Origin of the sequence: Bacillus licheniformis DSM 13 = ATCC 14580, assembly GCF_000011645.1 — a bacterium.
Lineage (GTDB): Bacteria > Bacillota > Bacilli > Bacillales > Bacillaceae > Bacillus > Bacillus licheniformis.
The window spans coordinates 1,662,250-1,685,471 of sequence record NC_006270.3 but is presented as its reverse complement, the minus strand read 5'-3'; the positions used below and the strand labels follow the sequence as shown (position 1 = coordinate 1,685,471).

Below are 23,222 nucleotides of genomic sequence, written 5' to 3'. Positions count from 1 at the left end.
TGACCTCCTTTTAATTCGTACAGCTCACTCTCGTGCTTTTTCCGCGATGCGCAGCTTCGCTGAGCGCGCACGGTTATTGTGTTCAAGCTCCTCTTCGGAAGCTGTGATCGGCTTTCTGTTGACTAATTTTAATTTCGGTTCAAACTCCTTGGGGATCACGGGCAGTCCGTGAGGCAGTTCAGGAGGCGACGACATGTCTTTAAATGTCGATTTGCAGATCCGGTCTTCCAGCGAGTGGAATGTGATGACCGATACTCTTCCGCCCGGCTTCAGCACCTCAATCGCCTGCAAAAGCGCTTCTTCAAATACCCTCAACTCATCGTTTACCGCAATTCGAATCGCCTGGAAGATCCGTTTAGCCGGATGCCCGCCGCTTCTTCTTGCCGGTGCGGGAATCGCCTCTTTGATGATATCGACAAGCTGGCCTGTTGTTTCAATAGGCGATTGTTCTCTTGCTTTTTCGATTTTCCTGGCAATTTGCTTGCTGAACTTCTCTTCTCCGTATTTAAAGAAGATTTTCACGAGATCCTCATAAGGCCATTCATTGACGACTTCCTTTGCCGAAAGGCCCGCCGACTGGTCCATTCGCATATCAAGAGGTGCATCATGATGATAGCTGAAGCCCCTTTCGGGTGTATCCAGCTGAGGAGATGAGACGCCTAAATCAAATAAAACACCGTCCACTTTCGTGATGCCGATTTCGTTTAGACGGTCTTTTAAATACCGAAAATTGCTTTTTATGAAAACGACTTGTCCTTCATAATCCGCCAGTTTTTCCTTCGCATGGCGGAGTGCGGTTTCATCCTGGTCAAAAGCGACCAATTTGCCTTTTTCAGACAGCTGTGAAAGCAAATACTCGCTGTGACCGGCACCGCCTAATGTGCAGTCTACATATGTACCGTCTTCTTTTACATTTAAACCATCAACTGTTTCTTTTAATAATACTGTTGTATGCTCAAACATTTCTTTACTAGTCCCACCTTTTTCAAATGAACTGATTGCAGAAGCGCCGCATGCGCAAAGATTCATTATATATCAAATCCGATCATGTTTTCAGCTATTTCGGCAAATGAATCTTCCTGCTCTTCTACGTATTGTTCCCAAATCTCTTTGCTCCACAATTCAATTCGATTTGAAACTCCGATGACCACGCATTCCTTCTCAAGCTTTGCATAATTTAACAGCGGCGATGCAATGTTGATCCGGCCCTGCTTGTCCAATTCGCATTCGGTGGCTCCGGAGAAAAAAAAGCGGGTAAAAGCGCGTGCATCTTTCTTCGTAAGAGGAAGGGCCTTCAGTTTTTCTTCGATGAGTTTCCATTCGGACATCGGGTAGCCAAACAGGCACTGATCAAGCCCGCGCGTCAGAACGAACTGCTCGCCGAGGCCTTCTCTGAATTTCGCCGGAACGATCATGCGGCCTTTTGAATCAATCGTATGCTGGTATTCACCCATAAACATGATCTCGGCCCCCACTTTCGTTCCCCAACTCACCACTATCCACCACTTCTCTCCACAAATTTATTTTACACTGTTTTAGAACAAAAAAAAACCCTGAACTACTCAGGGTTTTTTAAAAAATTATTTCAAAGTTTGACAACTTGATGCATGTTTTGAAATGAATATGGCAAATCCTTGTATTTTTCCAAGAAATCCGGACCGTATTTGTTCAAATAATACACGATGTTCCAAATTCTCTCCTGGGGAGCGTCTAAAGGTTTGATGCTTGTTTGAATTTTGTCAAAATCACGCAAAATATAGTTTTCTTTTTCTTCAATCCTTCTGATGACTGTTTTCTCCAAAAATTGGAGCTGATCTTGAATGAAGCCCGCGTTTTTTTCTAAAAGGGGGCCGAGGCTGCCGTCGATTTCGAGGGCTTCGGCGCGCACTGCGGAATGAATGTTTTCGATTTTTTCTTTCGCCTGTTTGACCGAATCGGTAAATCCGCTCGGAACCTTATCTTGAAAATACTGCTCTTTTTTGGCCCGCGCTCCCTTTTCAATCGATTCGCGGAGTTCGATTCCCCGTTCGTCCAGCTTTTTTTCGATGTGCCGTTCAAGGAATGTAACCTGAAGCCTCGGTACGACAGGCGGCATTTTATAGCCCATGACCTGAAAAGCGCCTTTCAGCTCGCCCCAATAATTGATCTCTCCGGGACCGGCGATGAACGCCAATGTCGGAAGAAGATATTCCTGCATGAGCGGCCGGGTTACGACATTATTGCTGAACGCTTCCGGGTTCTGGCAGATCAAATCGCAAAGCTCTGCTTCAGACCACTGAAGATGAAGCTCTTTTATAAAAAACGCGCCGTTTTCTTTTTCAATTAAAAACCGCTCGCCGTCGCGCTCATAAAAAATGTTCGCATGTTGTGCGGCCCCTTCGATAATCGGTGTGTAACCCAGTTGTTTCATCAATTCCTGCTGCCGTTTGACAGAGTCGGTCAGCTCATCGTTTTTGTCCAGCAGCTGCCGGAAAAAGCGCGCTTCAAGGTTTCTGATGCCCGGGTCTCCGGAATTCAAAAGGATCAAGCCGTCTTGTTCAAACATGTCGGCAACAAGAAATTCGAAAAAATCGGTAAAAGAAAGAGACTGCCTTAAACATCGGCGCAAATGGCCGAGAAGATCATTCGTATACTCCGTTTCTTCAAATGAAGCAAAAATCCCGTCCAGCCACTTTTCAGCTTTCTCGGCATCGAGCGCCGTTTTTGCCGCCTGGCTTTTTTTCCAGTGGGACTGCGGGAGCTTGTGCTTTTTCACCTTGCCGCCGTCAGAAATGTAGACGTGATTGATTTCTTCCAGATCATGGTCTTCCCCCGCAACCCAGAATACCGGAATGACCGGAACGTTCAGCTCTTGTTCTTTTTGCTTTGCTAATAAAAGGATCGATACGATTTTATGTATAGTGTAAAGAGGACCCGTTAAAAGGCCGGCCTGCTGCCCTCCGACAACGACGACGCTTTTCGGATCGCGAAGGCGTTCGATTGTTTCATTCATGGTTGCCGATTGAAATTTGCGGTGATAGTCGAGCAAATAGTCTGCTAACGCATCGCGGTCATACGTCCGGGAGGAAAGGTCATCCAAACGGACACTCCAACTTTCATTGCTCAGGCCGTAATCAAAAAACGGCTCTATCTCCTTTTTTCCATTTATATAGTCTCGTACAAAAGGGTTTTGACTTTGTATGGAAAGTTCAGTAAGCTGCATCTCTAGAACTTCCTTTCTCCAGTAAATAGTTAGCTATCCGAAACGAGTATAGCACGTTACGCGATTCGGTCAAAAGATTTAGCTTCATTCGTTTTCAAGCGCCTTGATGCTGCGATATAAAAAGGTAAGGTGCGGGGCGGGCTCTCCTGACTCTTTTGCCCGCTTCAGCAGATAGCCGATGATCGCATCCGCTTCCGTTTTTCTTTCTGCCAGCACATCGGCAAGCATTGAGGACGTGTTGCTTTTCGTCCGGCGGCAGACGGAAAGAACATGGTCCCACGCTGCCTGGCGATCTTCAAGTTCCAAAATCCGGCTCGCTTCTTCAAAGACGAACTTCATATAGGCCCCATACATCGGCTCCTCAAGCAGCGCGCCGTTTTTCACCCGCAAAAGAGCCGTCAGCGGATTGATGCACGCATTGACAATCAATTTTTCGGCGAGGGGCTTATACCAGTCTTCGGACCAAATAAAAGGGAACGCTTCATGCACCGAAGCGAGCTCTTTTTTCAGCCGGGCGGCGGATTGGCTTCGGAACGCGCTCCATTTTACGGCCCCTTTTCCCGTGTGCCGGAATGTGCGGTCATCCACCCTGACAGCTCCGTGTTCCACAGATCCCGTATAGATGCGGTGGCCCGTCTGCCATTTTTCAAGCACGGGAATATGCGCCATTCCATTTTGCAGGAACATGATGTCAAGAGGAGCCGCCTGCTCCAGCTCAGACAGAACGGCTCCGAGCTGATGCTCCTTTACGGCAACAAAAAGAAGGTCGCAGTCCGGATCAAGTTCAGTCACGCCCCTGGCGTTCACGGTCATCTCTTTCCCGTCTTCAAGAAGGCGGATTCCCTTTTCTTCAATCGCTTCCGCCTGTTCCTTTCTCCGCGCAATCACAGTCACTTCGTGGCCGAACGAAAAATAGTATGCAAAAAGGAGGCCGACCGAGCCTCCTCCGATGACTCCGATTTTCACATTCTCACACCCTGATTTTTTCATATACTGTATATCATAGCAGAAATTTTCGCCGTTGACTTGTCAGTTGTTTCAAATATTCAGAACCGTTTCGCTTCATTATATTAGAAAATTTTTATCATTTGGATTTTTTGAAAAAAGCGTTTACAATAGAAGTAGACCACAAACAAGGGGGTAACATAATGGTCAAAGTCGAACGTTTGCTGATCAACTACAAAACGCTTGAAGAATTTAAAAAGTTCAGGGAGTACGGGATTCAAGAGCTTTCCATGCTGGAGGACCTTGAAAGCAACATGATTGAAAACGACAGCAACTCACCGTTTTACGGCATCTATTACGGAAATCGGCTCGTCGCAAGAATGAGCCTGTATAAAGTGGATGGTAAATCAAACCAATATTTTGAAGAAGGCCAAGATTACCTCGAGCTCTGGAAGCTTGAAGTTTTGCCGGGGTATCAGCGAAACGGCTACGGAACGATGCTTGTGGAGTTCGCCAAATCTTTCGGACTCCCGATTCGCACAAGTCCGCGCGTCAAATCATCCGATTTTTGGAACAAGATGGGCTTTACACCGGTTAAATACGATATGGCCCGGGATAAAGGGGAAAATCCGCTCGTTTGGCATCCTGCGAGCGAACCTAGTCAAAGTTCTGAATCAGCATAAACGAAAAAAGCCGGCCGATAGCGGATGGCCGGTTTTCTATTTTCAAGCTTCCCCCAGATTTTCATTCGGCTCCGGCTGGAGCATCGCCTTTTTGTTTCGTTCGTCTCCCTGAAGAACGACCATTTTTCTGGCTCTCTCCATGATTTCAATCAGCGCTTTATAATCCTCTTCTGTCAATTCAAGCTTTTTTTTCAGCGATTGATTTTCGCTTCGCAGCTTTTCAACTTCTTGTTTCAGCTCATTGATTTCTTCAGCAAGCTTTTTCTTCTCGTCGATAAAGTCCTTTTGAACCGGGGCTTCTTTCAGCTTTTCCAAGTACTCTATGACATCATCGAGCGTCAGGTTTTCCGCCTTGCTCTCAGAAACCGTTTTGACAGATCCAGGAAGGTTTGCGGAATGGATGCCGATTTTTTTGCGCAGCTCTTTGCGCTGCTTCTTTGCCAGTTCAATGCCTGATTGGTATTGCTTTCTGACAAATGAATTCCAGCGGAATCCGCAGGCGGCCGCGGTTCTGCTTAAAGCCTTGCCCACTTCTTCAAAGGCTGAAAGCTGTGTCCCGCCTTCCCGAATGTGCCTTAATACGACCTCAGCCAGCAATATATCTTCATCCTGTGTCCATGCATCCTGTCTTGTAATCGTCAAATGTTATCCCCCTCCATGACTTTATGAATTTACCTCATACATATGCGGCTGATAGAGTAGATAGACTATTTTCTTTACAGGAAATAAAAGGATGAAGGGAAAACGGGTATAAAAAAACACAAGACATGAAGTCTTGTGTTTTCATTGTTGACGATTAGTTGCTTTTTACGTCTTTTCCTTTGTATGATCCACATGCTTTGCAGACGCGGTGTGAAAGTTTCATCTCACCGCAGTTTGGGCATTCTACCATACCAGGCACTTGCAATTTAAAGTGTGTACGACGAAGTCTTTTTTTCGTTTTAGAAGTTCTTCTAAAAGGTACAGCCATTATTCCCACCTCCTTAAAGAGCGTTAAGATTCATCTTCTTGTTTTAAGAGCTTCCCGAGTCCGGCAAGTCTCGGATCGATCCGGTCTTTCCGGTCATCTTCTGTAATGACCTGCCAATCCTTGCCCTCCTGCGGAGCACCTTCTTCTTTTTGAACAGACTCACAAAAGATTTGCATAGGGATCTCAAGAAGGATTTCTTCTTTCACGACCGGAGTCAAGTCGATGAGGTCATCTTCAACAATATGGATGTCTTCATCTTCCATTTCCTCGGTCTTATGAAATATAAACAGTTCTTTTGTAGAAATGCTGAATGGATAACGAACATCAACAAGCGTTCTTGAGCAAGGCAAGATCATCTCGCCTGAAATGGTAAAATCAAATGCAGCCTGCTTTGAGCGGATTTCCGCGCGCCCTTTCACCCGCACCGGTGAAATGCTGCGGATTTCCGAGCTTTGAGAGAGTTCGCTTAAATCAACTGTTTCATCAAATTCAAAGTCCTTCTTCGGCATTTGATTCAGCTGATGTATCGTCCATTTCATTGTATCACCTCTAAGTGAGCAACAAACATGATTATAGCTTTCATCATGTTTTTTGTCAATATTTTTTCTTTACAGATATGCGCCTGCGCCTTTCATTCGTTGACATCGTGAACAACAATTCATACACTTAGGAAAAACGCTGTTTTCGCGAGGCGTCTGGACATTCCATGTGTAAATGTATCATAACTATTTCAAGAGATGCAAGAGAGGTGAAAAAATGAAAGCGGTCGGCCTTGTTGTGGAATACAATCCTTTTCATAACGGACATTTATATCATATAAAGGAAGCAAAATCAGAAACGCGGAGCGAGGTGGCGGTTGCCGTTATGAGCGGCTCCTTTTTGCAGCGCGGCGAACCCGCCATCGTATCAAAGTGGGCGCGTACGAAGATGGCGCTCGCATCTTTTGCCGATGTCGTCGTTGAACTCCCTTACATATTCGCCGTCCAAAAAGCGGAAACGTTTGCTGAAGGCGCCGTCTCGATTTTAAATGAATTAGGGTGTTCTTCTTTGTTTTTCGGAAGCGAGCACGGCGATATTGAGGCATTTCTCAATACAGCCGCACACACGATAGAGCACGAAGACAGGCTCAACGAAGAAGCCAGAAAGCAGATAGCGTTTGGGCTGAGCTACCCGCAAGCGATGGCAAAAGCGTTCCGGTCTGTAACAAGAGAAGGCGGTAACATCGTTGACCTTTCAAAGCCGAACAACATTCTCGGATTCCATTATGTGAAAGCCATCATGCAAAAGCAATTAAGCATGAAGCCCGAAACCGTCAAGCGCCGGTCCTCAGGCTATCACGATTCAACATTCCCTGAAGCGGACCGAATCGCAAGCGCTACGAGCATACGCAAGTCGATTTTTGAAACGGGAAGCCTTGCGGACAGCCGCTTCTACCTTCCAAAGACAACGGTCGATGAGCTCGATGAATACGCCCGGACTTTCGGCATGTGGCACTCGCCTGAAGATTATTTCCCCTTTTTGAAATACAGCCTGCATACAATGGATACAGAAGAGCTGAAAGGGATATACGAAGTGGAAGAAGGCCTTGAGCACCGCGTCAAAAAAGCGATCCGGAAAGCAGGCTCTTTTAAGGAATACATGGAGCTTTTGAAAACGAAGCGCTATACGTGGACAAGACTGCAGCGCATGAACACCCATATCCTCACAAAAACGAAGAAAGCCGACGTTAAGCGCATGTTAAACGAAACACATCCGGCATATATCAGACTTCTCGGAATGACAAAAAAAGGGCAGGCCTATTTGGCTGAAAAGAAAAAAAGCTTGAGCGCACCCCTTATTACAAAGACGGGATCGTTTTCCCATCCTTCCCTCCAGCTTGACATAAAAGCGGGCCAAGTATACAGCGCCCCGCTCAAAGAGCCGGTGCGGACGATGCTGACAGAGCAGGAATATTCCCTTTCGCCGATCAGGTATGACGAAGACAGCCGGATATTTTTGCGCAAATAAAAACACCTGATGGACATCAGGTGTTTTTCACTTTATCTTCCAAATAATGAATCGCATCATCCATCGTGTCGACAGGGACGATTTTCATATCGGTTTTAATATCTTTTGCCGTTTTTACAGCTTCTTCATAGTTTGATCCTTTTTTTCCGCCTTCGTTCGGGGCAAAAAAGATGTCGGCTCCCGCCTTGTCTGCCGCAACGACTTTCTGGCTGATGCCGCCGATCGGACCGACTTTGCCTTCGTCGTCGATCGTTCCGGTTCCAGCAATATGGTGTCCTTTCGTCTCGTCTTCTTTTGTCAGCTGGTTATAGATCTCCATTGACATCATCAGCCCTGCCGAAGGGCCGCCGATGTTTTCAATATCCATATCGACCTCCGGCTTCACCTTGACATTGCGGTCTGTGATGAGGGAGACGCCGAGCCCCGCTCTCTTTGGATCTTCTTTGAATGTTTTCAGCTTCATCTCATATGTTTTTTCTTCTTTATCCCGTTCAACTACGATTTTCACGCGGTCCCCGGCTTTTTTTGACTCGATGTAGCGGACGAAGCTCTCCGCTGACCGGAACGATTTTCCGTCCGCTTTTTTAATTTTGTCCCCGACTTGTATTTTCCCTTCTGCAGGCATGCCGCTGACGACCGACATGGCATATACGCCGTTAAACGTGTAGCTGACTTCTTTTCCGGCCCGCTTATAAGCGGCGATCATCGCATTTTCCTGGGAATCTCTCATCATTTGCAGTTGGCGCTTCATATATTCCTGATCAGATTCGCCTTCTTGTTTAAAATTTTCTTCCGGAAGAATTTCGTGGTAAGGGCGCATTTTTGCCCATATATATGTAAGCGGATTGGCAGGACCGACTTTAACTGTCATTAAAGAAAAGCTCCCTTTTTCAGGATAGCCGTTATCGACTTTAATTAAAGGGTTCAGCTCGGTCGCTTCGCCAGGTTCGGTGATGTAATATGGCAGCTTCACAAATGACAGCGCGGCCACGATGATAACGAGCAATAGTGCGATGCGTATAATTCTTTTTTTCAGCATGAAAATGTAACCCTCCATCTTTATTTTCACCGGCTCACATCTTGATCCGGCTTCGAATTTTCAGCCTGCATGAATTCACAGATGTATGAAATGCCTTCTTTTGATGCTCATCAAGGAGAAGGGTTTCCGCGCGTTTAAAGAGCTTCCGGTTCATTTGTTTCATCGCCGATCTGCAATCTGGTGGTCTAAAATAAGGACCAGCCTTCGTATAATGATAAAGAAGTTTCACGGAGAAGGCTACCGCACAAATCGGGCAAGCTTTTCGTTTATTTTATCATGATCCTGTTTCCAATGTGTATTCACAGCCGCAAAGGGGGTTAGAAATGGACATGTCAAAGGTAAAGACACTCATGATTGCCGTTTTGCTGCTTTCATTTACAGCCGCCGTCATTACCCACCCGCAAGAATCATTTGACGCTTCTAAAAGTGGACTTGCCATGTGGTGGGAGGTCGTATTCCCTTCCCTTTTGCCTTTTTTTATTTTATCAGAGCTCTTGATCGGGTTTGGTGTCGTCAGGTTTGTCGGGCTGTTGCTCGAGCCTTTCATGAGACCGGTGTTCCGCGTACCCGGCGTCGGAGGGTTCGTGCTCGCAATGGGAATGGCATCGGGAAACCCGGCCGGCGCAAAACTGACTTCAAGGCTGAGACAGGAACGGCAGATTTCCCGGGTCGAAGCAGAGCGGCTCGCTTCATTCACCAACTCATCTAACCCGCTGTTTATTTTCGGAGCCGTTGCGGTCGGCTTTTTCCATAATCCTTCTCTTGGCGTTGTGCTTGCGGCGGCCCATTATTTGGGCAATTTCGCAGTTGGACTGACGATGCGCACTTACGGAAGAAAAGAAGAAAACCGCACCGCCGTGCGAAAGAAGCTTCCTGTGCCTTCAATTAAAGAAGCCTTAAAAGCGCTCCATCAGGCAAGACTTGAAGAAAAGCGGCCGCTCGGCAAACTTTTGAGCGATGCTGTCATCTCCTCCGTTCAAACGCTGCTAATGGTGGGCGGCTTCATCATTCTTTTTTCGGTTTTTAATAACATTCTTTCTGTGATGCACATCACCGACATTCTTTCGCACGCGACAAGAATGATTTTGACGGCTCTTCAATTGCCCGGTGATTTTGATAAGCCTTTATTATCGGGATTGTTTGAGATTACGCTCGGCAGCAAACTGGTCAGCGCAACGGATGCGGCGCTTCTCCAGCAAGCGGTGATCGTCAGCTTTATTTTGGGTTTCAGCGGCTTCTGCGTCCAAGCGCAGGTTGCAGGCATTCTTGCTGAAACGGATATCCGCTTTAAGCCGTTTTTTATCGCTCGCATCCTCCAGGGAATTTATGCAGCGATCTTTGTTCTTATTCTTTGGAAGCCTCTTTACACATCGTTCTATTCTCCGACGGAGCCGGTCTTCTCCTTTCTGACGGCCGGGAAGACGGAACCTTTCTTTCTGGAGATGTGGAACACTTTAGCAGAGATCGGTCCGCTCCTAACAATCGGCACCCTTCTCATCTATATCATTCTTTATGCCAAATCTTACGCCCCTGTTAAAAAATGAGCAGCCGGTTACGGCCGCTCATTTTTTGCAAACTTTTTTTCAAGTGCAGCCTCGACCGCTTCCGGCACGAGTTCTGCGACTGAACCTTTATATTTTGCCACTTCTTTGACAATGCTTGAACTGAGGAACGAGTATTGGTTATTCGTCATCATAAAAAACGTTTCAATATTTTCATCGAGCACTTTGTTCATCGAGGTTCCCTGCATCTCGTATTCAAAGTCAGATACCGCTCTAAGCCCCCGCAGGATGACGTTTGCCTGCTTGCTCTTTGCATAATCAATCAAAAGCCCCTGAAAAGATTCCACTTGCACATTCGGGATATCCTGCGTCACTTCGCGAAGCAGCCCACAGCGTTCTTCCACTGTAAACAGCGGCTTCTTCGAAGAATTGTTCAAAACGCATACATAAACTTTATCAAACACTTTCGCCCCGCGCCTGATGATATCCAAATGTCCAAAAGTCACCGGATCAAAACTTCCGGGACAAACGGCAATGCTAGCCATCCCCATTCCCTCTCTTTCTGTATATGGTCACGCCTGTTAAGCCGTATATTTCCTGCCGGGCAAGCTGAAGTCCGCCCGCCGCATCCGGCAGCATGACTTCCTTCGCATGCTCAGCCACAATAAACCCTCTTTCAGTCAGCATATCCGCTTCATCAATGATCGATAAAAGCGCTTCCAGCTTTTGCTCTCGATATGGCGGGTCCAAAAAGACGGCATCAAAGCTTGCGCCCCTTTTCACCAGTGCATGCAGAGCCCGTTCTGCGTCATTTCTGTACACTTCGGCGCACTTTTCTAAGCCCAGCGTTTTCAAATTTCCTTTCACGGTTTGAATCGCTTTAAAATCCCGGTCGACAAAAATGAAGCGGTCAAATCCCCGCGACAGCGCTTCAATGCCCAATCCGCCGCTTCCCGCGTACAGATCAAGGCCGGTGCCGCCTTCAAAATACGGGCCGACCATATTAAAGATGGATTCCTTTACTTTATCGGTCGTCGGCCTTGTCGACGTGCCGGGAACCGCCTTTAAGGCACGTCCCTTATACGTCCCAGAAATCACTCTCATACTTCCACCACTTTTTCTTAAAACTCGAAAAAAATCATTCCTATCTTATCATAAAGTGTTTTCTGGCACAAACACCCAAAGTGCAAATTCATATGTATAGCAAAAAGGCTCGGTGGTGATAATAATAGCAACAGCATCGATTGATGTTGTTGCCAACCGCGGAGAAGACTTACGTTTCCCCATAAGTTCTTCCTCCGGTTTCTCCTCTCCCTTTGCCTTCTCCTTAATTTTTTAAGGAATAGAAGGACCCCGCAGAGGTACTTCTGCGGGGATTTTTTTAACATAAACCAAGTTAGAGCCCGGCTTTATAGTCGTATTCTTTCGCTTTATCCTGCTTGGATTCAAACTCCATTTTCAAAAACGGTTTGTATGAAAGATCCACCTGTTTGACAAAAGAGTACGAACGTATTTTTGCGATGATTCTTTCGGCATCTTCCATATTGCAATACACCACTACATATTTCAGCCGCTTTGAAACGTAATGAACATTTCCGAATTTCCTGAGCATTTTCGCCTGCTTCAAGGAGTGCAGCCAAACGATTAAACCTTGACGCCTGATTTCCAAATTGTTCACCTGCCTGTCGCTCTGTGCATGAAGTTCTATAAAAAAACGAGACTCGGGGCGACCGAGCCTCATCAGGAAACTTTACAGCCGCAGCTTCCGCCTGACCCGCAGCCGCCGCCGCAAGATGAAAGATTATCAAAATAAGGGTTTCCAGTCGGTACTTTGATATGTTTTGACACAGCATGACCGATTTCCACGCTGACTTCATCAAGAATGGATTGCAGCTCGGTTTCCGCCTTTTTAAATTCGGCTACTGTATCGTGAAGGTCAAGCTCCCGTTTGATTTCCCTCATTTTCTTGGATATCTCTTTATAATCAGGATGATACTTGCCAAAGCGCTGCACATCCTCGTACTGTTCTTTTATTTTCGTAAACGAAGCGATAATACGTCCGGCCTCTTCATCTTCGCGGAGACGCTTGTAGCATTTTCTGTAATGTTCAGCCGCCTCTGATTGAAGAATCATGTTGGCCAAATCATATGCTTCATTTTGAAGCCGCAACGATTCCATTGTGGCAAACATAGACATGCACCTCCAGCTATAGTGTATCACAAAACAGCCGTTTTCAAAAATGTCTATGCCGCCTCCGAACTATAATTTTCCAAAAACTTCGCTTTCACAAGCGGAATCGCGCCAATCAGATAAGCCTTTGGGCTTTGGTTTATGGGTGGCGCAGCCGGCCAGCAAGAGGCACAGAAAGATTACAAGCCAGCACTTCTTCATCACAGATCAACTCCTTCACACCTAGCTTTACCAGAATGGCGCGATTTATCATCACAAAAAAAGACTCAGGCTTAAATTAATCCTGAGTGCGCATCGCATGAAACATTTGCAGCATCATCTGGGCCATCTGAATGCTGCCCGATAACTGGTTGACCCTGTGAGGAATCGTTTTTTCATAAAAATTCATCATATCGAGATGAAAGGCTGACAGATCATTCGGATTCCGCGAAAGCTTGCGGTACCAGACCGGCTGCTCACGGATGAACCGGCGGCGCTCTTCGTCGGCGAACACATACTCCTGCACTTCTTTACGCATGTCTTTCTCCTTCCCTAATCTTTTCGGAAAGAAAACGGATGCTCGCCGCCGCTTTGTTTCTGCTGTTTTTGGCTTCCGCCCGAAAACTGGCTGAGCAAGCTTTGCAGCGAAGAAATAGACTGGCTCATTTTATTGATCTGCTCATTCATTTGATTGGCATCCATCTTTCGAACGGCCGTCACCATTTTCGAAATGAAATCGTTTTTGCCGCCAGCGTCCGGCTCCTTTTCCGCTGAAGCTTCTTCCCTGTACGGATCCCATATCGAATCGTCTTCCCCGAGCAAAACCCAGTTTTCATAGACTTCCTGCCAGCTTTTTTCTTGTTTCCGGACTTCGGAAATCAACTTAGGATGCCGTTTTATAAATTGCTTAAATTCATTGATGGATGATTGCGCGTTTTGATTTGCCAACGTCTACACCCCCTCCGAAAACATATGCCTACTATAGTGTAATCCGCCCCGGCAAAAAATGTTCGCCTAAAATTCCTCTTTTTACAGGAACGGTGAGCAGCCGACATTTCAGGATTTCTCAAAAAACGAAAAGCCCGGGTATTGTCCCGGGCTCTATTGCCATTCTTTAATAAAGTTTTGCGTATAATATTTCTCATCCACCCCGACGCCGAGATGGGTATAGTCGGCATTTAAGAGCGCTTTTCTGTGCCCTTCGCTGTTTAACCAGCCTTCAACCGCCGCAGGCCCGTCGACATAGTTGAGCGCGATATTTTCCCCCGCCTGCTCAAAATTGACTTTTCCTTTTTCAAGCCTGTCTTTGAGGGTGCCTTCCGTTTCTGACACATGGGAGAAGTAATGGTGCTCTTTCATGTCGCTGCTGTGGCCGTAAGCCACTTTTGATACGCCTTCATCCCAAGTGAGCTCAGACAGGCCGTGCCTTGCGCGGATAACGTTTGTTATATCAAAAATCTGCTTCTCATTTGCTTTCTCGATTTTCTTCCAATCCGATTCTGTCAATGCTTTAGGCTCGATCAGGGTGCCTCTGTAGACAACTTCATACGGCCTTTGCTTGATTAAAGTCGGCGCATCAAATGCCCTGATGCTTGAAAGCGTCCCCTCGAATTTATCCATGTACAGCTGAACATAGATGTCTCCGACTTTAACCGTCGGCCTTGTATTCATATCTTCCTCGGAAAACTCAAAACGGTATGAACTGCCTTTATATTGAACATTGACATACGGGGCGATCTGGGTCGTTTTGAAAACTTCCCTTGACGGCCGTCCGATTTTAAACGGAGCGGTGTTCACCCCGTCGCCTGTCGCAAACAATGTCACAGCCTTGCCGCCCAGCAAGCCGATTTGAACGTACTGTTTTTTCCCTTGGTTATAGACCCACCATTCATAATCATACGCTGAAGGATCGACTCTGTCCGGTTTCCCCAGTTTCTTTTCGATCGTCTCGGCCGATTCCCCGATAAAGGAAAGCAGGCCGGAATCGGGAATGTTCAAGGGCTTCTCTTTTTTTGCATCTTCGTTTGAGACTTGCGGCTTGTCTTCCTTCGCAATTTTCTCAGGCGTTGAGCCGTATTGAATAAACAGCGTGTATGAAGCCGCAACGATGAGAAGGATCACGACCGCTCTTAATATATTTTTCAAACTTTCACCTCCGACTGACGGATCAATCTATCCATTAAGCTGCGCACGCATCAAAAACTTGCCTTTAGTGTCATTTAAACAGAACTGACATGAATTTTCAATGTTAATACAGCCTATTAAGATGTGAGACAAAATATGTTTTAATGAAGAAAATCTCCAGGCCGCTCTTCGTTTTCAGATATAAATGTCAGCGCGTCGCCAGCCTGGCGGTTCGATTTATTGTGAGTTGAAACATCGCCGAGCGTAATGATGCCGGCAAGCGTTTTTCCCCGTGTAACCGGGACCCTTCTGATCTGATAATCTCCCATGAGATCGACCGCTTTTTCAATTGAATCGTCTTCACTTACCGTAATGAGATCAGTCGTCATGACATTTGTAATTTTTTGCGAATTCGGTTTTTTAGCTGCGATTCCCCGCAGCACTAAATCCCGGTCAGTGACGATCCCAACCAGTTCCAAGCCGTCATCAAGCACAACCGGAATCGCTCCCACATCCCCGTCTTTCATTTTCACGGCAGCCTCGTATACATTATCAAGAACCGTACAATATAATGTTTCCTTTGTCATGATATCTTTCACACGTGTCAATCAGAAGACCTCCTCTTGTCGTTCGTTTGTTCATATTGTCGTCAAGCCGCGCGCGATTCATACTGTCCACAAAAATATTTATATATCGGCTCAGGCAGGATTGAAAGTTTAACGCTTTCATACTATGATTGTCAGTAAAGGTAATTTTTTTAAGGGGGTTTTACGGGATGAAATTTGAAGAATCCGGAATTGAAGGATTGACTGCCGACCTTAACCGGTTAGACGACATCATGGAAAACGAAGGGTTCGTAAGAGCTGGACAATGGGATTATGAACGCGTCACATATGACCGCAAATTCGATATGGTCGAAGGAAGATTCTACCTTCGCGTGTTCGGATATGCCATCGAAGGTGACGTGGGCGCCCGGCGCGCGGTAATCAAACTGATGACGCCGCTTTTGGGCAAATATTATTATCCGCATGGAGTGGAATACGGCGAAGACGAACATTTTCCGCCGCAGCTCCTCAAAACAAGCAAGACGGTGCTGAATTCGATCAAAGAAAAGGTTTCAGCGCTTGAAGTGTAGCAGGCGTACATAAAAAAGGGTGCAGCCCCTCGGTGAGGCTGTACCCTTTTTTGACCTTAATGAACCGTAGACGGAGAATATGATTCTTCTTCCAGGTCCTTTTCGTCTTTGGCTCTTTCCTTCCTCGCCCAGCCGAAAAAGATAATCGCCAAAAATGTCCCGTACACGATTTCCTGTAGGATTTTCATGACAATCGCGCCAAGCTGCTGATCTTCGAGAACAGGCATGCTGCTGAACATTTCCGGACCTGTAAGCGTCATTCCGCTCAGCGTATCGAGAGGAACGCACAGCTTCATTGCCTCCGCCCATGCTGACGGATCCGAATATGTCGAATACAGAGCCGTATCGCTGAACATGATTAACGCGCACGCCGGTGTCAGCAAAATGCCGTCAGCCATAATGTAGCCGAGTTTCAAAAGTCCGCTCATCTGCGGAAGCTCCTCGACCTTGTGAACGAGCGGCCACCACATGAAAAACGCTGCAATAAAGATCAGCACGGTAATGGCGGCATGATAAACGGCATCCGTCTTTATAAAATCAAACACCAATGGAATGTGATACATCGAAAATAGACCGTTAAACACGATTATCGCGATCAATGGTTTGGAAAAAAACCGGAACAGCGGCTTGACGATCGGCAGAAAAATGACCTTTTTCCAAAACCAAGGCGGTATGCCAAGGATGATCAGAGGCGGCACGATCAAATACAGAACCGCCATTTGCGCCATATGCGCGCTGAACATAATATGTCCCAGCAAATCAACCGGACTGCCCTTAGACGCGTATAAAAGAATCATCGCCGTCAGGAATAAACCGATTTCTTTCCTGGACGCCCGCTCTCCTTCTGATCCTAAGCGTTTCATCAGAAAAAAGTAAAGGGCGGTTATGAAAACGACAGCCCCTAGGAAATAGGGGCTCCAAAGGGCGCGAAAACCGAATATTTCAAGGCTGCCCAACATGAGCATCCTCCTTTCTGTATGTCGGTTCGATTACCACCAGATTAGCGTTACAAAAGCCAACACGGTAACAAAAGCGACCAAAACGCCCGAATAAAGGAACAAAGTCGGCGCTTCATGCCCCCGCTGACTCATATGCATAAAGTAATACAGCTGAAACGCAACCTGAATGACGGCGAGCAGCAGAATAAACGGCACCGTAAACCATACGCCGGCATCTGAGGCGACCGTTAAAAAAGCGACAATGGTCAGGCCGATCATCAAACCGAATGAAATAACCTGATATCTCATGTCCTCCGCGTTTTTCTTTTTGCGGTAGGCAAGATCTGTTTTGGGATTCCCTCTGTTTTCGTTATTCACCATTTTTATCCCACCATCCCCATCAAGTATACAACGGTAAAGATAAACACCCAGACAACGTCGATAAAATGCCAGTAGAGGCTTGCGACAAAAAACTTCGGCGCGTTGTAAAGGCTTAATCCGCGGCCCGCATTTCTGATCATCAAAGAAAGAATCCAGAGAAGCCCGAAGGTAACGTGTGCTCCGTGTGTGCCGACAAGCGTATAAAAAGCGGAGCCGAGAGCCGAGCTTTGAATGGTGAACCCATATTCGTGAATGTAATGCGTGAACTCATATATTTCAAGCGCCAGAAAGCCTGCACCGAGCAGAACGGTGATTCCGAGCCAAACCTGCATCTTTTTAAAAGCGAAGTTTTTCATATGATACATCGCATACACGCTCGTCAAACTGCTCGTCAAAAGGAGCATTGTCGCAAGAAAGACCAGCCCCATGTCGAACATCTCGGTCGTTTTCGGCCCCCCTGCATTCGAATTCTTCAGCGCAAGGTATGTTGCGAAGAGAGACGCGAAAAGAACCGTCTCTCCCCCGAGAAATAGCCAAAAGCCGATAAATTTATTTTTTCCTTCTAACGTAGCTTTTTCAGGAGAAGCCGGGAAGGTTTCAGCCGTCAATTTCTCTTCTGTATGCATTATGCCTTCACCCCTTTGTCGTCATCATCCATCAGATCTTCTTTATGAATATGGTACCCGTGGTCATCAATTACAGACCGGAGAAGCATCATAAATAACGTGATCCCTAACCCGATCAGAATGACAGGCAGCCCCCAGGCAAATTCCGTCCGGTACATAAAGCCGAAGGCGGATATAAACAGCCCGAGTGACATGATGAACGGAAGAATCGATCCGTTTGGCATATGGATGTCCTGAAGCGGCTCCGCGGCGGTCATTGACTGCTTGCCGGCTCTTTTTTCGATCCATAAAGCATCAAGGCCTCTGACCAAAGGCAGCTGTTTGAAGTTGTATTCAGGAGGCGGCGAAGAAACGGCCCACTCAAGCGTTCTTCCGTCATGCCAAGGATCGCTGCCGACTTTTTCCCCTTTGGCAGTCGTCACGATAATATTGATCACGAGTATGATGACCGCAGCCGCCATAAACACAGCTCCGATTGAACTGATCAGGTTCGCCATGTCAAATCCCTGATTCGGCAAGTATGTGAACACGCGTCTCGGCATTCCCCACAATCCGAGCCAATGCTGGATGAAGAACGTCAGGTGGAACCCGATGAAAAAGAGTACAAACGTTATTTTGCCCAACGCTTCGCTCAGCATTTTCCCGAACATTTTCGGCCACCAGTAATGAGCTCCGGCGAGGATGGCGAACACCACTCCGCCGATGATGACGTAATGGAAGTGGGCCACGACAAAGTACGTGTCATGGAACTGATAGTCAGCCGGTGCGGCAGCAAGCATGACGCCTGTCACCCCGCCCATAACAAACGTCGGGATAAAGGATATCGCGTAAAGCATCGGCGTTGTAAACTTGATGCTCCCGCCCCACGCCGTGAGCAGCCAGTTGAAGATTTTAATACCAGTCGGGACGGCAATGGCCATCGTCGCCACCGCAAAAATGGCGTTTGCCACAGGCCCGAGTCCCGTTGTAAACATATGGTGAGCCCAAACCATGAAGCCTAAAAAGCCGATCAATACGGTTGCAAATACCATTGAAGAATAGCCGAACAGCCTTTTTCTCGCAAAAACCGGAATGATTTCCGAAAAAATGCCGAACGCCGGGAGTACGAGAATATAAACTTCAGGGTGTCCGAAAATCCAGAACAGATGCTCCCAAATGATCGTATTTCCGCCTAATTCCGGATTGAAAAAGCTCGTTCCGAACAACCGGTCCAGCATCAAGAGCGCAATGCCTACGGTCAGCGGCGGAAACGCGAACAAAATCAAAGCCGAAGCGACGAATGTCGTCCATGTGAAAAGCGGCAGCCTCATGTATGTCATGCCCGGCGCCCTCATGTTGATGATCGTCGCGAGAAAGTTAATCCCGGCAATCAGCGTACCGATCCCGGCAATTTGCAGACCGAGAACATAGAAATCGATCCCGTGCCCTTCGGAATGAAGGGAAAGCGACGCATAAGACGTCCAGCCGGCATCGGGTGCCCCTCCCAAAAACCAGCTTAAATTCAGAAAGATGCCGCCGAAAAGAAACAGCCAGAAGCCGAGCGAGTTCAAGAATGGAAACGCGACATCCCGCGCGCCTATCTGCAGCGGAACGACGGCGTTCATCAATGCGAACAACAGCGGCATCGCCGCCAGGAAAATCATCGTTGTGCCGTGCATCGTCATGATTTCATTGTAGACCCCGCCGCTCATGATGTCATTGTTCGGTATCATCAGCTGAACCCTGATCAGCATCGCTTCGATTCCGCCGAGCACAAAGAAGAACCCGCCGCCCAGCAAATAAAGGATGGCAATCTTTTTATGATCGACAGTCGTTAAATAGTCCCATAATACAGCCCCAAAACCTTGCTTTTTCTTAAGCGTACTCACAATGTAACCTCCCTCATTCTCCCTTTGAAGCGTTAGTCTTCGGTTTTTAACCCCTTTAAATATTCAGTCAGTGCATCAAGTTCCTTGTCGCTCAAATCAGGGTATGTGCCGGTCATTTTGTTGCCCGGTTTTATGCTTTCAGGATCCTTGAGCCACGCTTTCAAGTTTTCATCGTTGAATTCCTTCACGCCGGCGATCGTCGACCTGTCTCCAAAAGTCGCGAGGTTCGGAGCCGTTCTGGCCGCTTCCGCCCTTTGGTCTTTTGAATCGGTCGCATGACAGCTCAGGCAGTTTTTCTCTTTGAACACCTTTTCTCCTTCAACAGCGAGATCGGTTTTCGCTTCCGCTTTATTGTTTTCCATATCGCTCATCCATTTCTTGAACTCATCCTTCGAAACCGCTTTAACTTTAAAGTCCATTAAAGCGTGGGAAGGTCCGCAGAGCTCGGCGCATTTCCCGTAGAAATAGTCTCCGGCTTTTTCCGCCCGTTTTGAATCAATCGTTAAGTAGAACTTGTTTTCATTGTCTGTGTTCGTATCAACCTTGCCCCCGACAGAAGGAATCCAGAATGAATGTTTGACATCGGAAGCTTTCAGCTTGAAGTAAATGCGTTCATCGGTCGGCACGACCAGCTCCTGGCTCGTAATCACGCCGTAGTCAGGATATTCGAATTCCCACCAGTAAAGGTTCGCCCGCACGTTGACGACGAGCGTCTTCTCCGGATCCCTGTTTTTCTTATCCATCGGTTTCGTATCAGCAAGATCAAAGGTCTGTGCGACAACAGGAACAACCAGGATAAGAAGGAGGATAATCGGAATAACAGTCCATAAAATTTCTAAATTGCGGTTTCCTTCAACCTGTTTCGGGATGTGGTCATCACCGAGCTTAGATCTTCTGTACTTGACGATGACAAATACGAAAATGAAACTTACCACTACTACAACAACAACCATGATCAGCGTGCTGAGAATCATTAGGAAATACTGCTGATCAGCCACCTCGCCCGCCGGCTGCAGCGTTGATATAAACGGTTCTCCGCACCCTGCTAAAACAAGCGCCAAAATAGTGAACAGCGACATCAGACGCCATTTCTTTAACATTTCTTCCCAACCCCTTTTCAATCAATCCTTTTGAAACTTTCACTGTTCAAACGTTTATAGGACACCTATTCATTCATCTGACTCCCCACTCCAATTAAAGCACTTACATTTCCTCATTTCATAAATAATGAGGTTTTTTACTCAAAATACCATCTATGTATGAACGTAAAGCCGCCTTGTTAAACATAATCGAAAAAATCGATAAGGCGGCTTTTACATGATTGTTGTCTGCTTGAAGTGTTAATTGACAGCCTTCAATGTGATGAATTATAGAGTTCTATCCAATTTTAAAAAGTGTAAATACGACCATGGCAACGAAGAAAATGGTCAAGTAATTTAATGAATATACAAACATGAGCGTTGCCCACTTCATGATATTTTTGCTTCTGTAACCGACCAGACCGCAAACGAGCCAGCCGATATTAAGCACCGTCCCCAAAATGACGATCGGCAGTCCGAGTCCGCCCAGGAAAAACGGCAGCGGCATTAAGCAGGCAATCCAAATGATGATCTGCCTTTTCGTCACTTCAAAACCGTGTACAACAGGCAGCATCGGTATATTTGCGGCTCTGTATTCCTCCGTTTTCTTAATCGCAAGCGCCAGAAAGTGGGGAATCTGCCAAATAAACATAATTAAAAACAGCACCCACGCCTCGACTCCGATGGAACCTTGGACAGCGGTCCATCCGATCAAAGGTGGAACAGCCCCTGACACACTTCCGATGATCGTATTAACGGTATAGCGGCGCTTTGACCACATCGTGTATAGAAACACGTACGTAAAGACGCCGACAAATCCTACTCCGGCAGCTGTCAGATTGGTCATCAGCAGCATGATAAAACCGAGCGCAGTCAGCAGAATGCCGAACCACAATGCCTGTGAAGGCTGGATTTTTCCAGTCACCGTCGGCCTTGTTCTCGTCCGCTGCATGAGCTGGTCAATATCACGGTCATAAAAGTTGTTGATGACGCATGAGCCTGCAATAATAAGCGAGGACCCCGCTAAAGTGAACAGCACGATATCAAGGTTTCCTAGAAAGCTCAGATTTGAAAAGTAAAAAGCGAGCCACATGCCCGTAAAAGTTGTTATCAGGTTCGAGTAAACAATCCCGACTTTGATAAGGGCGAGGAAATCTTTCCATGCTGTCGTCTCTTCTATTTGTCCATTCATTGCTGTATCAGCTGTAATTCTTGTTTCAGCCATAATACTAACCCCCCTTACTCAAACCTTCATCACGTCAAGAGAAGCGGTATATTCATAAAAAACCTACAACTCTATCATACAAGATTACCGGATGGAAAAAAACAGCCTATTAAATATTAATCGACAAACCGGTTTATATTTGTGAACTTTTTATGACTTTCTTTACAGATGAAGGAAAAGTTGTGAACAAGAGCGGAAAACCACTGTCATTCTAATATAGTTCTATCAAACGAAGCCACAATTATCAAGTCTTCAAAACCAATAAAAATGTGAACGCCTTCTATTGCATTTTTGTGAACAATAATCATTATGAATTGCAGCAGAACATCAATTCGCTTACACTTGAAGGTGGTAAATATCTTTTTATTAGTCAGTTTGCATTAAAAAGGAGAATTGAATTTATGAATAAAGCATTAAAAGGCTTGGGAATTATCACAACTATCGCCATGCTTTTCGTGCTGATCGGCGGCGCCCTCGTCACAAAGACGGGTTCAGGAATGGGCTGCGGCAGATCTTGGCCGCTTTGCAACGGAAGCATATTCCCGGCTTTAACCCTTGAATCGATTATCGAATGGAGCCACAGGTTTGTCAGCGGCACATCCGGCGTCCTTGTGCTGGCTCTCGCCATTTGGACATGGAAAAAAATCGGCCATATCAGAGAAACGAAATTTCTCGCGGTGATGTCGGTCGTCTTTCTCATTCTTCAGGCGCTTTTGGGCGCTGCAGCGGTCGTCTTCGGGTCATCGGCCCTGATCATGGCTTTGCACTTCGGAATCTCGCTTATTTCCTTTGCTTCTGTGCTGCTTTTGACGCTCCTGGTGTTTGAAGCTGACAGCAAACAGAAATCCGAATCGTTTTATATAGGAAAAACCATGCAGTTTCATATGATAGGAATCATTATATACACATATGTCGTCGTTTATACAGGCGCATATGTCCGGCATACGAGTTCAAGCCTCGCGTGCCTTGACTTTCCGATGTGCAGCACGGAAAACGGCTGGCTTCCCGGGAAGTTTCACGAATGGGTGCAGATGGGACACAGAGCTGCGGCGCTTCTTCTGTTCGCCTGGATCATCGCGGCAGCGGTACATGCAGCAAGACAGTATAAAAATCAAAAACGCATTTATTGGGGCTGGATGATTTCCCTGATCCTGATCATCCTTCAGGCTGCCTCAGGAATTGCGGTTGTCTACAGCAGACTGGATTTGGGTTTTGCACTCGCCCACGCATTCTTTATTTCCTGCCTGTTCGGAATCCTTTGCTACTTCCTGCTGCTTGTTGCGCGCTATCGCAGGCAGGTGCAAAAATAAAAATAAACGGTTGATCCTC

Annotated in this window: 28 protein-coding genes; 5 read left to right on the top strand and 23 right to left on the bottom strand. The window is 46.6% G+C overall.

Annotated elements, in window-relative coordinates; translation table 11 throughout:
* Positions 1–24 precede the first annotated feature (24 nt).
* From rsmH to TRNA_RS30060, 4 genes are all read right to left on the bottom strand, one after another.
* Positions 25–963 carry a 16S rRNA (cytosine(1402)-N(4))-methyltransferase RsmH gene (gene rsmH, locus TRNA_RS30075; protein WP_009328554.1) on the bottom strand — a complete coding sequence of 313 codons (939 nt, stop codon included), beginning with the start codon at positions 961–963 and terminating at the stop codon, positions 25–27.
* Between the two features lie 65 nt (positions 964–1,028).
* A complete protein-coding gene (gene mraZ, locus TRNA_RS30070) occupies positions 1,029–1,460 on the bottom strand; it encodes a division/cell wall cluster transcriptional repressor MraZ (RefSeq protein ID WP_009328555.1) in 432 nt (143 codons plus the stop codon).
* 125 nt (positions 1,461–1,585) lie between these two features.
* Positions 1,586–3,202 carry a bacillithiol biosynthesis cysteine-adding enzyme BshC gene (gene bshC / locus TRNA_RS30065; protein WP_011197956.1) on the bottom strand — a complete coding sequence of 539 codons (1,617 nt, stop codon included), beginning with the start codon at positions 3,200–3,202 and terminating at the stop codon, positions 1,586–1,588.
* Positions 3,203–3,286: 84 nt separating this feature from the next.
* Positions 3,287–4,168, bottom strand: coding sequence for a 2-dehydropantoate 2-reductase (locus TRNA_RS30060; protein ID WP_011197955.1), 882 nt, complete (start codon positions 4,166–4,168; stop codon positions 3,287–3,289).
* 182 nt (positions 4,169–4,350) lie between these two features.
* Between TRNA_RS30060 and TRNA_RS30055 the strand changes: the two genes are divergently transcribed.
* On the top strand, positions 4,351–4,830 hold the full coding sequence (locus tag TRNA_RS30055) for an N-acetyltransferase (protein WP_003181526.1): 480 nt from the start codon (positions 4,351–4,353) through the stop codon (positions 4,828–4,830).
* A gap of 42 nt (positions 4,831–4,872) precedes the next feature.
* On the opposite strand, the gene gerR is transcribed toward TRNA_RS30055, so the two are convergent.
* From gerR to TRNA_RS30045, 3 genes are all read right to left on the bottom strand, one after another.
* Complete coding sequence (gene gerR / locus TRNA_RS30050) at positions 4,873–5,472, bottom strand: sporulation-specific transcriptional regulator GerR (protein ID WP_003181524.1); 600 nt, start codon at positions 5,470–5,472, stop codon at positions 4,873–4,875.
* A 154-nt stretch (positions 5,473–5,626) separates the two neighbouring features.
* The gene (gene rpmF / locus TRNA_RS43240) at positions 5,627–5,800 is read right to left on the bottom strand and encodes a 50S ribosomal protein L32 (RefSeq protein ID WP_003181522.1); all 174 of its coding nucleotides are present in this window, start codon (positions 5,798–5,800) and stop codon (positions 5,627–5,629) included.
* Positions 5,801–5,823: 23 nt separating this feature from the next.
* Complete coding sequence (locus tag TRNA_RS30045; protein ID WP_003181519.1) at positions 5,824–6,339, bottom strand: YceD family protein; 516 nt, start codon at positions 6,337–6,339, stop codon at positions 5,824–5,826.
* 217 nt (positions 6,340–6,556) lie between these two features.
* On the opposite strand from TRNA_RS30045, the gene TRNA_RS30040 reads away from it, so the two are divergent.
* Complete coding sequence (locus tag TRNA_RS30040) at positions 6,557–7,807, top strand: nucleotidyltransferase (protein WP_003181516.1); 1,251 nt, start codon at positions 6,557–6,559, stop codon at positions 7,805–7,807.
* Positions 7,808–7,823: 16 nt separating this feature from the next.
* Here TRNA_RS30040 and TRNA_RS30035 read toward each other — a convergent pair whose 3' ends face one another.
* On the bottom strand, positions 7,824–8,846 hold the full coding sequence (locus tag TRNA_RS30035) for a SepM family pheromone-processing serine protease (RefSeq protein WP_009328558.1): 1,023 nt from the start codon (positions 8,844–8,846) through the stop codon (positions 7,824–7,826).
* A 323-nt stretch (positions 8,847–9,169) separates the two neighbouring features.
* Here TRNA_RS30035 and ylbJ point away from each other — a divergent pair, with 323 nt between their 5' ends.
* Entirely contained in the window at positions 9,170–10,390 is a 1,221-nt protein-coding gene (gene ylbJ, locus TRNA_RS30030) for a sporulation integral membrane protein YlbJ (protein ID WP_003181511.1), read from the top strand.
* 8 nt (positions 10,391–10,398) lie between these two features.
* Here the strand turns inward: ylbJ and coaD are convergent, their stop codons facing one another.
* The 9 genes from coaD to TRNA_RS29990 form a co-directional block, all read right to left on the bottom strand.
* Positions 10,399–10,893 (bottom strand): pantetheine-phosphate adenylyltransferase, encoded by a 495-nt coding sequence (gene coaD, locus TRNA_RS30025; protein WP_003181508.1) that lies wholly within the window; start codon positions 10,891–10,893, stop codon positions 10,399–10,401.
* Positions 10,886–11,452 (bottom strand): 16S rRNA (guanine(966)-N(2))-methyltransferase RsmD, encoded by a 567-nt coding sequence (gene rsmD / locus TRNA_RS30020; RefSeq protein ID WP_003181507.1) that lies wholly within the window; start codon positions 11,450–11,452, stop codon positions 10,886–10,888. Before rsmD ends, coaD begins: the two co-directional genes overlap by 8 nt.
* A 48-nt stretch (positions 11,453–11,500) precedes the next feature.
* Positions 11,501–11,635, bottom strand: coding sequence for a hypothetical protein (locus TRNA_RS44275; RefSeq protein WP_254926361.1), 135 nt, complete (start codon positions 11,633–11,635; stop codon positions 11,501–11,503).
* A gap of 109 nt (positions 11,636–11,744) precedes the next feature.
* A complete protein-coding gene (locus TRNA_RS30015; protein WP_009328559.1) occupies positions 11,745–12,017 on the bottom strand; it encodes a YlbG family protein in 273 nt (90 codons plus the stop codon).
* 71 nt (positions 12,018–12,088) lie between these two features.
* Positions 12,089–12,538: a YlbF family regulator gene (locus TRNA_RS30010; protein ID WP_003181503.1), complete on the bottom strand. Its 450-nt coding sequence runs from the start codon at positions 12,536–12,538 to the stop codon at positions 12,089–12,091.
* A gap of 277 nt (positions 12,539–12,815) precedes the next feature.
* Complete coding sequence (locus TRNA_RS30005) at positions 12,816–13,055, bottom strand: YlbE-like family protein (protein ID WP_003181501.1); 240 nt, start codon at positions 13,053–13,055, stop codon at positions 12,816–12,818.
* 14 nt (positions 13,056–13,069) lie between these two features.
* Positions 13,070–13,465, bottom strand: coding sequence for a YlbD family protein (locus TRNA_RS30000; RefSeq protein WP_003181499.1), 396 nt, complete (start codon positions 13,463–13,465; stop codon positions 13,070–13,072).
* A gap of 153 nt (positions 13,466–13,618) precedes the next feature.
* Entirely contained in the window at positions 13,619–14,662 is a 1,044-nt protein-coding gene (locus tag TRNA_RS29995) for a CAP domain-containing protein (RefSeq protein ID WP_003181497.1), read from the bottom strand.
* 140 nt (positions 14,663–14,802) lie between these two features.
* Positions 14,803–15,249 carry a CBS domain-containing protein gene (locus TRNA_RS29990; protein WP_003181494.1) on the bottom strand — a complete coding sequence of 149 codons (447 nt, stop codon included), beginning with the start codon at positions 15,247–15,249 and terminating at the stop codon, positions 14,803–14,805.
* 167 nt (positions 15,250–15,416) lie between these two features.
* On the opposite strand from TRNA_RS29990, the gene TRNA_RS29985 reads away from it, so the two are divergent.
* On the top strand, positions 15,417–15,776 hold the full coding sequence (locus tag TRNA_RS29985) for a YugN family protein (protein WP_003181492.1): 360 nt from the start codon (positions 15,417–15,419) through the stop codon (positions 15,774–15,776).
* 56 nt (positions 15,777–15,832) lie between these two features.
* Here TRNA_RS29985 and ctaG read toward each other — a convergent pair whose 3' ends face one another.
* The 6 genes from ctaG to cyoE all read right to left on the bottom strand — a co-directional run bounded on the left by ctaG (position 15,833) and on the right by cyoE (position 21,893).
* Complete coding sequence (ctaG, locus tag TRNA_RS29980) at positions 15,833–16,732, bottom strand: cytochrome c oxidase assembly factor CtaG (RefSeq protein WP_011197954.1); 900 nt, start codon at positions 16,730–16,732, stop codon at positions 15,833–15,835.
* Positions 16,733–16,765: 33 nt separating this feature from the next.
* Positions 16,766–17,095, bottom strand: coding sequence for a cytochrome c oxidase subunit IVB (gene ctaF / locus TRNA_RS29975; RefSeq protein WP_003181487.1), 330 nt, complete (start codon positions 17,093–17,095; stop codon positions 16,766–16,768).
* A gap of 2 nt (positions 17,096–17,097) precedes the next feature.
* On the bottom strand, positions 17,098–17,721 hold the full coding sequence (gene ctaE, locus TRNA_RS29970; RefSeq protein WP_003181484.1) for a cytochrome c oxidase subunit III: 624 nt from the start codon (positions 17,719–17,721) through the stop codon (positions 17,098–17,100).
* Positions 17,721–19,589, bottom strand: coding sequence for a cytochrome c oxidase subunit I (gene ctaD / locus TRNA_RS29965; protein WP_009328562.1), 1,869 nt, complete (start codon positions 19,587–19,589; stop codon positions 17,721–17,723). Before ctaD ends, ctaE begins: the two co-directional genes overlap by 1 nt.
* A gap of 32 nt (positions 19,590–19,621) precedes the next feature.
* Positions 19,622–20,689 (bottom strand): cytochrome c oxidase subunit II, encoded by a 1,068-nt coding sequence (gene coxB, locus TRNA_RS29960; protein WP_003181478.1) that lies wholly within the window; start codon positions 20,687–20,689, stop codon positions 19,622–19,624.
* A gap of 277 nt (positions 20,690–20,966) precedes the next feature.
* Complete coding sequence (gene cyoE / locus TRNA_RS29955; protein WP_009328563.1) at positions 20,967–21,893, bottom strand: heme o synthase; 927 nt, start codon at positions 21,891–21,893, stop codon at positions 20,967–20,969.
* A gap of 401 nt (positions 21,894–22,294) precedes the next feature.
* On the opposite strand from cyoE, the gene TRNA_RS29950 reads away from it, so the two are divergent.
* The gene (locus tag TRNA_RS29950; protein ID WP_003181473.1) at positions 22,295–23,203 is read left to right on the top strand and encodes a COX15/CtaA family protein; all 909 of its coding nucleotides are present in this window, start codon (positions 22,295–22,297) and stop codon (positions 23,201–23,203) included.
* Positions 23,204–23,222: the final 19 nt, after the last annotated feature.

Bases quoted from the DNA above. Each gene is read 5' to 3' on its own strand.
- rsmH (WP_009328554.1), bottom strand. From the start codon at position 963: ATGTTTGAGCATACAACAGTATTATTAAAAGAAACAGTTGATGGTTTA.
- mraZ (WP_009328555.1), bottom strand. From the start codon at position 1,460: ATGTTTATGGGTGAATACCAGCATACGATTGATTCAAAAGGCCGCATG.
- bshC (WP_011197956.1), bottom strand. From the start codon at position 3,202: ATGCAGCTTACTGAACTTTCCATACAAAGTCAAAACCCTTTTGTACGA.
- TRNA_RS30055 (WP_003181526.1), top strand. From the start codon at position 4,351: ATGGTCAAAGTCGAACGTTTGCTGATCAACTACAAAACGCTTGAAGAA.
- rpmF (WP_003181522.1), bottom strand. From the start codon at position 5,800: ATGGCTGTACCTTTTAGAAGAACTTCTAAAACGAAAAAAAGACTTCGT.
- TRNA_RS30045 (WP_003181519.1), bottom strand. From the start codon at position 6,339: ATGAAATGGACGATACATCAGCTGAATCAAATGCCGAAGAAGGACTTT.
- TRNA_RS30040 (WP_003181516.1), top strand. From the start codon at position 6,557: ATGAAAGCGGTCGGCCTTGTTGTGGAATACAATCCTTTTCATAACGGA.
- TRNA_RS30035 (WP_009328558.1), bottom strand. From the start codon at position 8,846: ATGCTGAAAAAAAGAATTATACGCATCGCACTATTGCTCGTTATCATC.
- ylbJ (WP_003181511.1), top strand. From the start codon at position 9,170: ATGGACATGTCAAAGGTAAAGACACTCATGATTGCCGTTTTGCTGCTT.
- coaD (WP_003181508.1), bottom strand. From the start codon at position 10,893: ATGGCTAGCATTGCCGTTTGTCCCGGAAGTTTTGATCCGGTGACTTTT.
- rsmD (WP_003181507.1), bottom strand. From the start codon at position 11,452: ATGAGAGTGATTTCTGGGACGTATAAGGGACGTGCCTTAAAGGCGGTT.
- TRNA_RS44275 (WP_254926361.1), bottom strand. From the start codon at position 11,635: ATGGGGAAACGTAAGTCTTCTCCGCGGTTGGCAACAACATCAATCGAT.
- TRNA_RS30010 (WP_003181503.1), bottom strand. From the start codon at position 12,538: ATGTTTGCCACAATGGAATCGTTGCGGCTTCAAAATGAAGCATATGAT.
- TRNA_RS30005 (WP_003181501.1), bottom strand. From the start codon at position 13,055: ATGCGTAAAGAAGTGCAGGAGTATGTGTTCGCCGACGAAGAGCGCCGC.
- TRNA_RS29985 (WP_003181492.1), top strand. From the start codon at position 15,417: ATGAAATTTGAAGAATCCGGAATTGAAGGATTGACTGCCGACCTTAAC.
- ctaF (WP_003181487.1), bottom strand. From the start codon at position 17,095: ATGGTGAATAACGAAAACAGAGGGAATCCCAAAACAGATCTTGCCTAC.
- ctaE (WP_003181484.1), bottom strand. From the start codon at position 17,721: ATGCATACAGAAGAGAAATTGACGGCTGAAACCTTCCCGGCTTCTCCT.
- coxB (WP_003181478.1), bottom strand. From the start codon at position 20,689: ATGTTAAAGAAATGGCGTCTGATGTCGCTGTTCACTATTTTGGCGCTT.
- cyoE (WP_009328563.1), bottom strand. From the start codon at position 21,893: ATGGCTGAAACAAGAATTACAGCTGATACAGCAATGAATGGACAAATA.
- TRNA_RS29950 (WP_003181473.1), top strand. From the start codon at position 22,295: ATGAATAAAGCATTAAAAGGCTTGGGAATTATCACAACTATCGCCATG.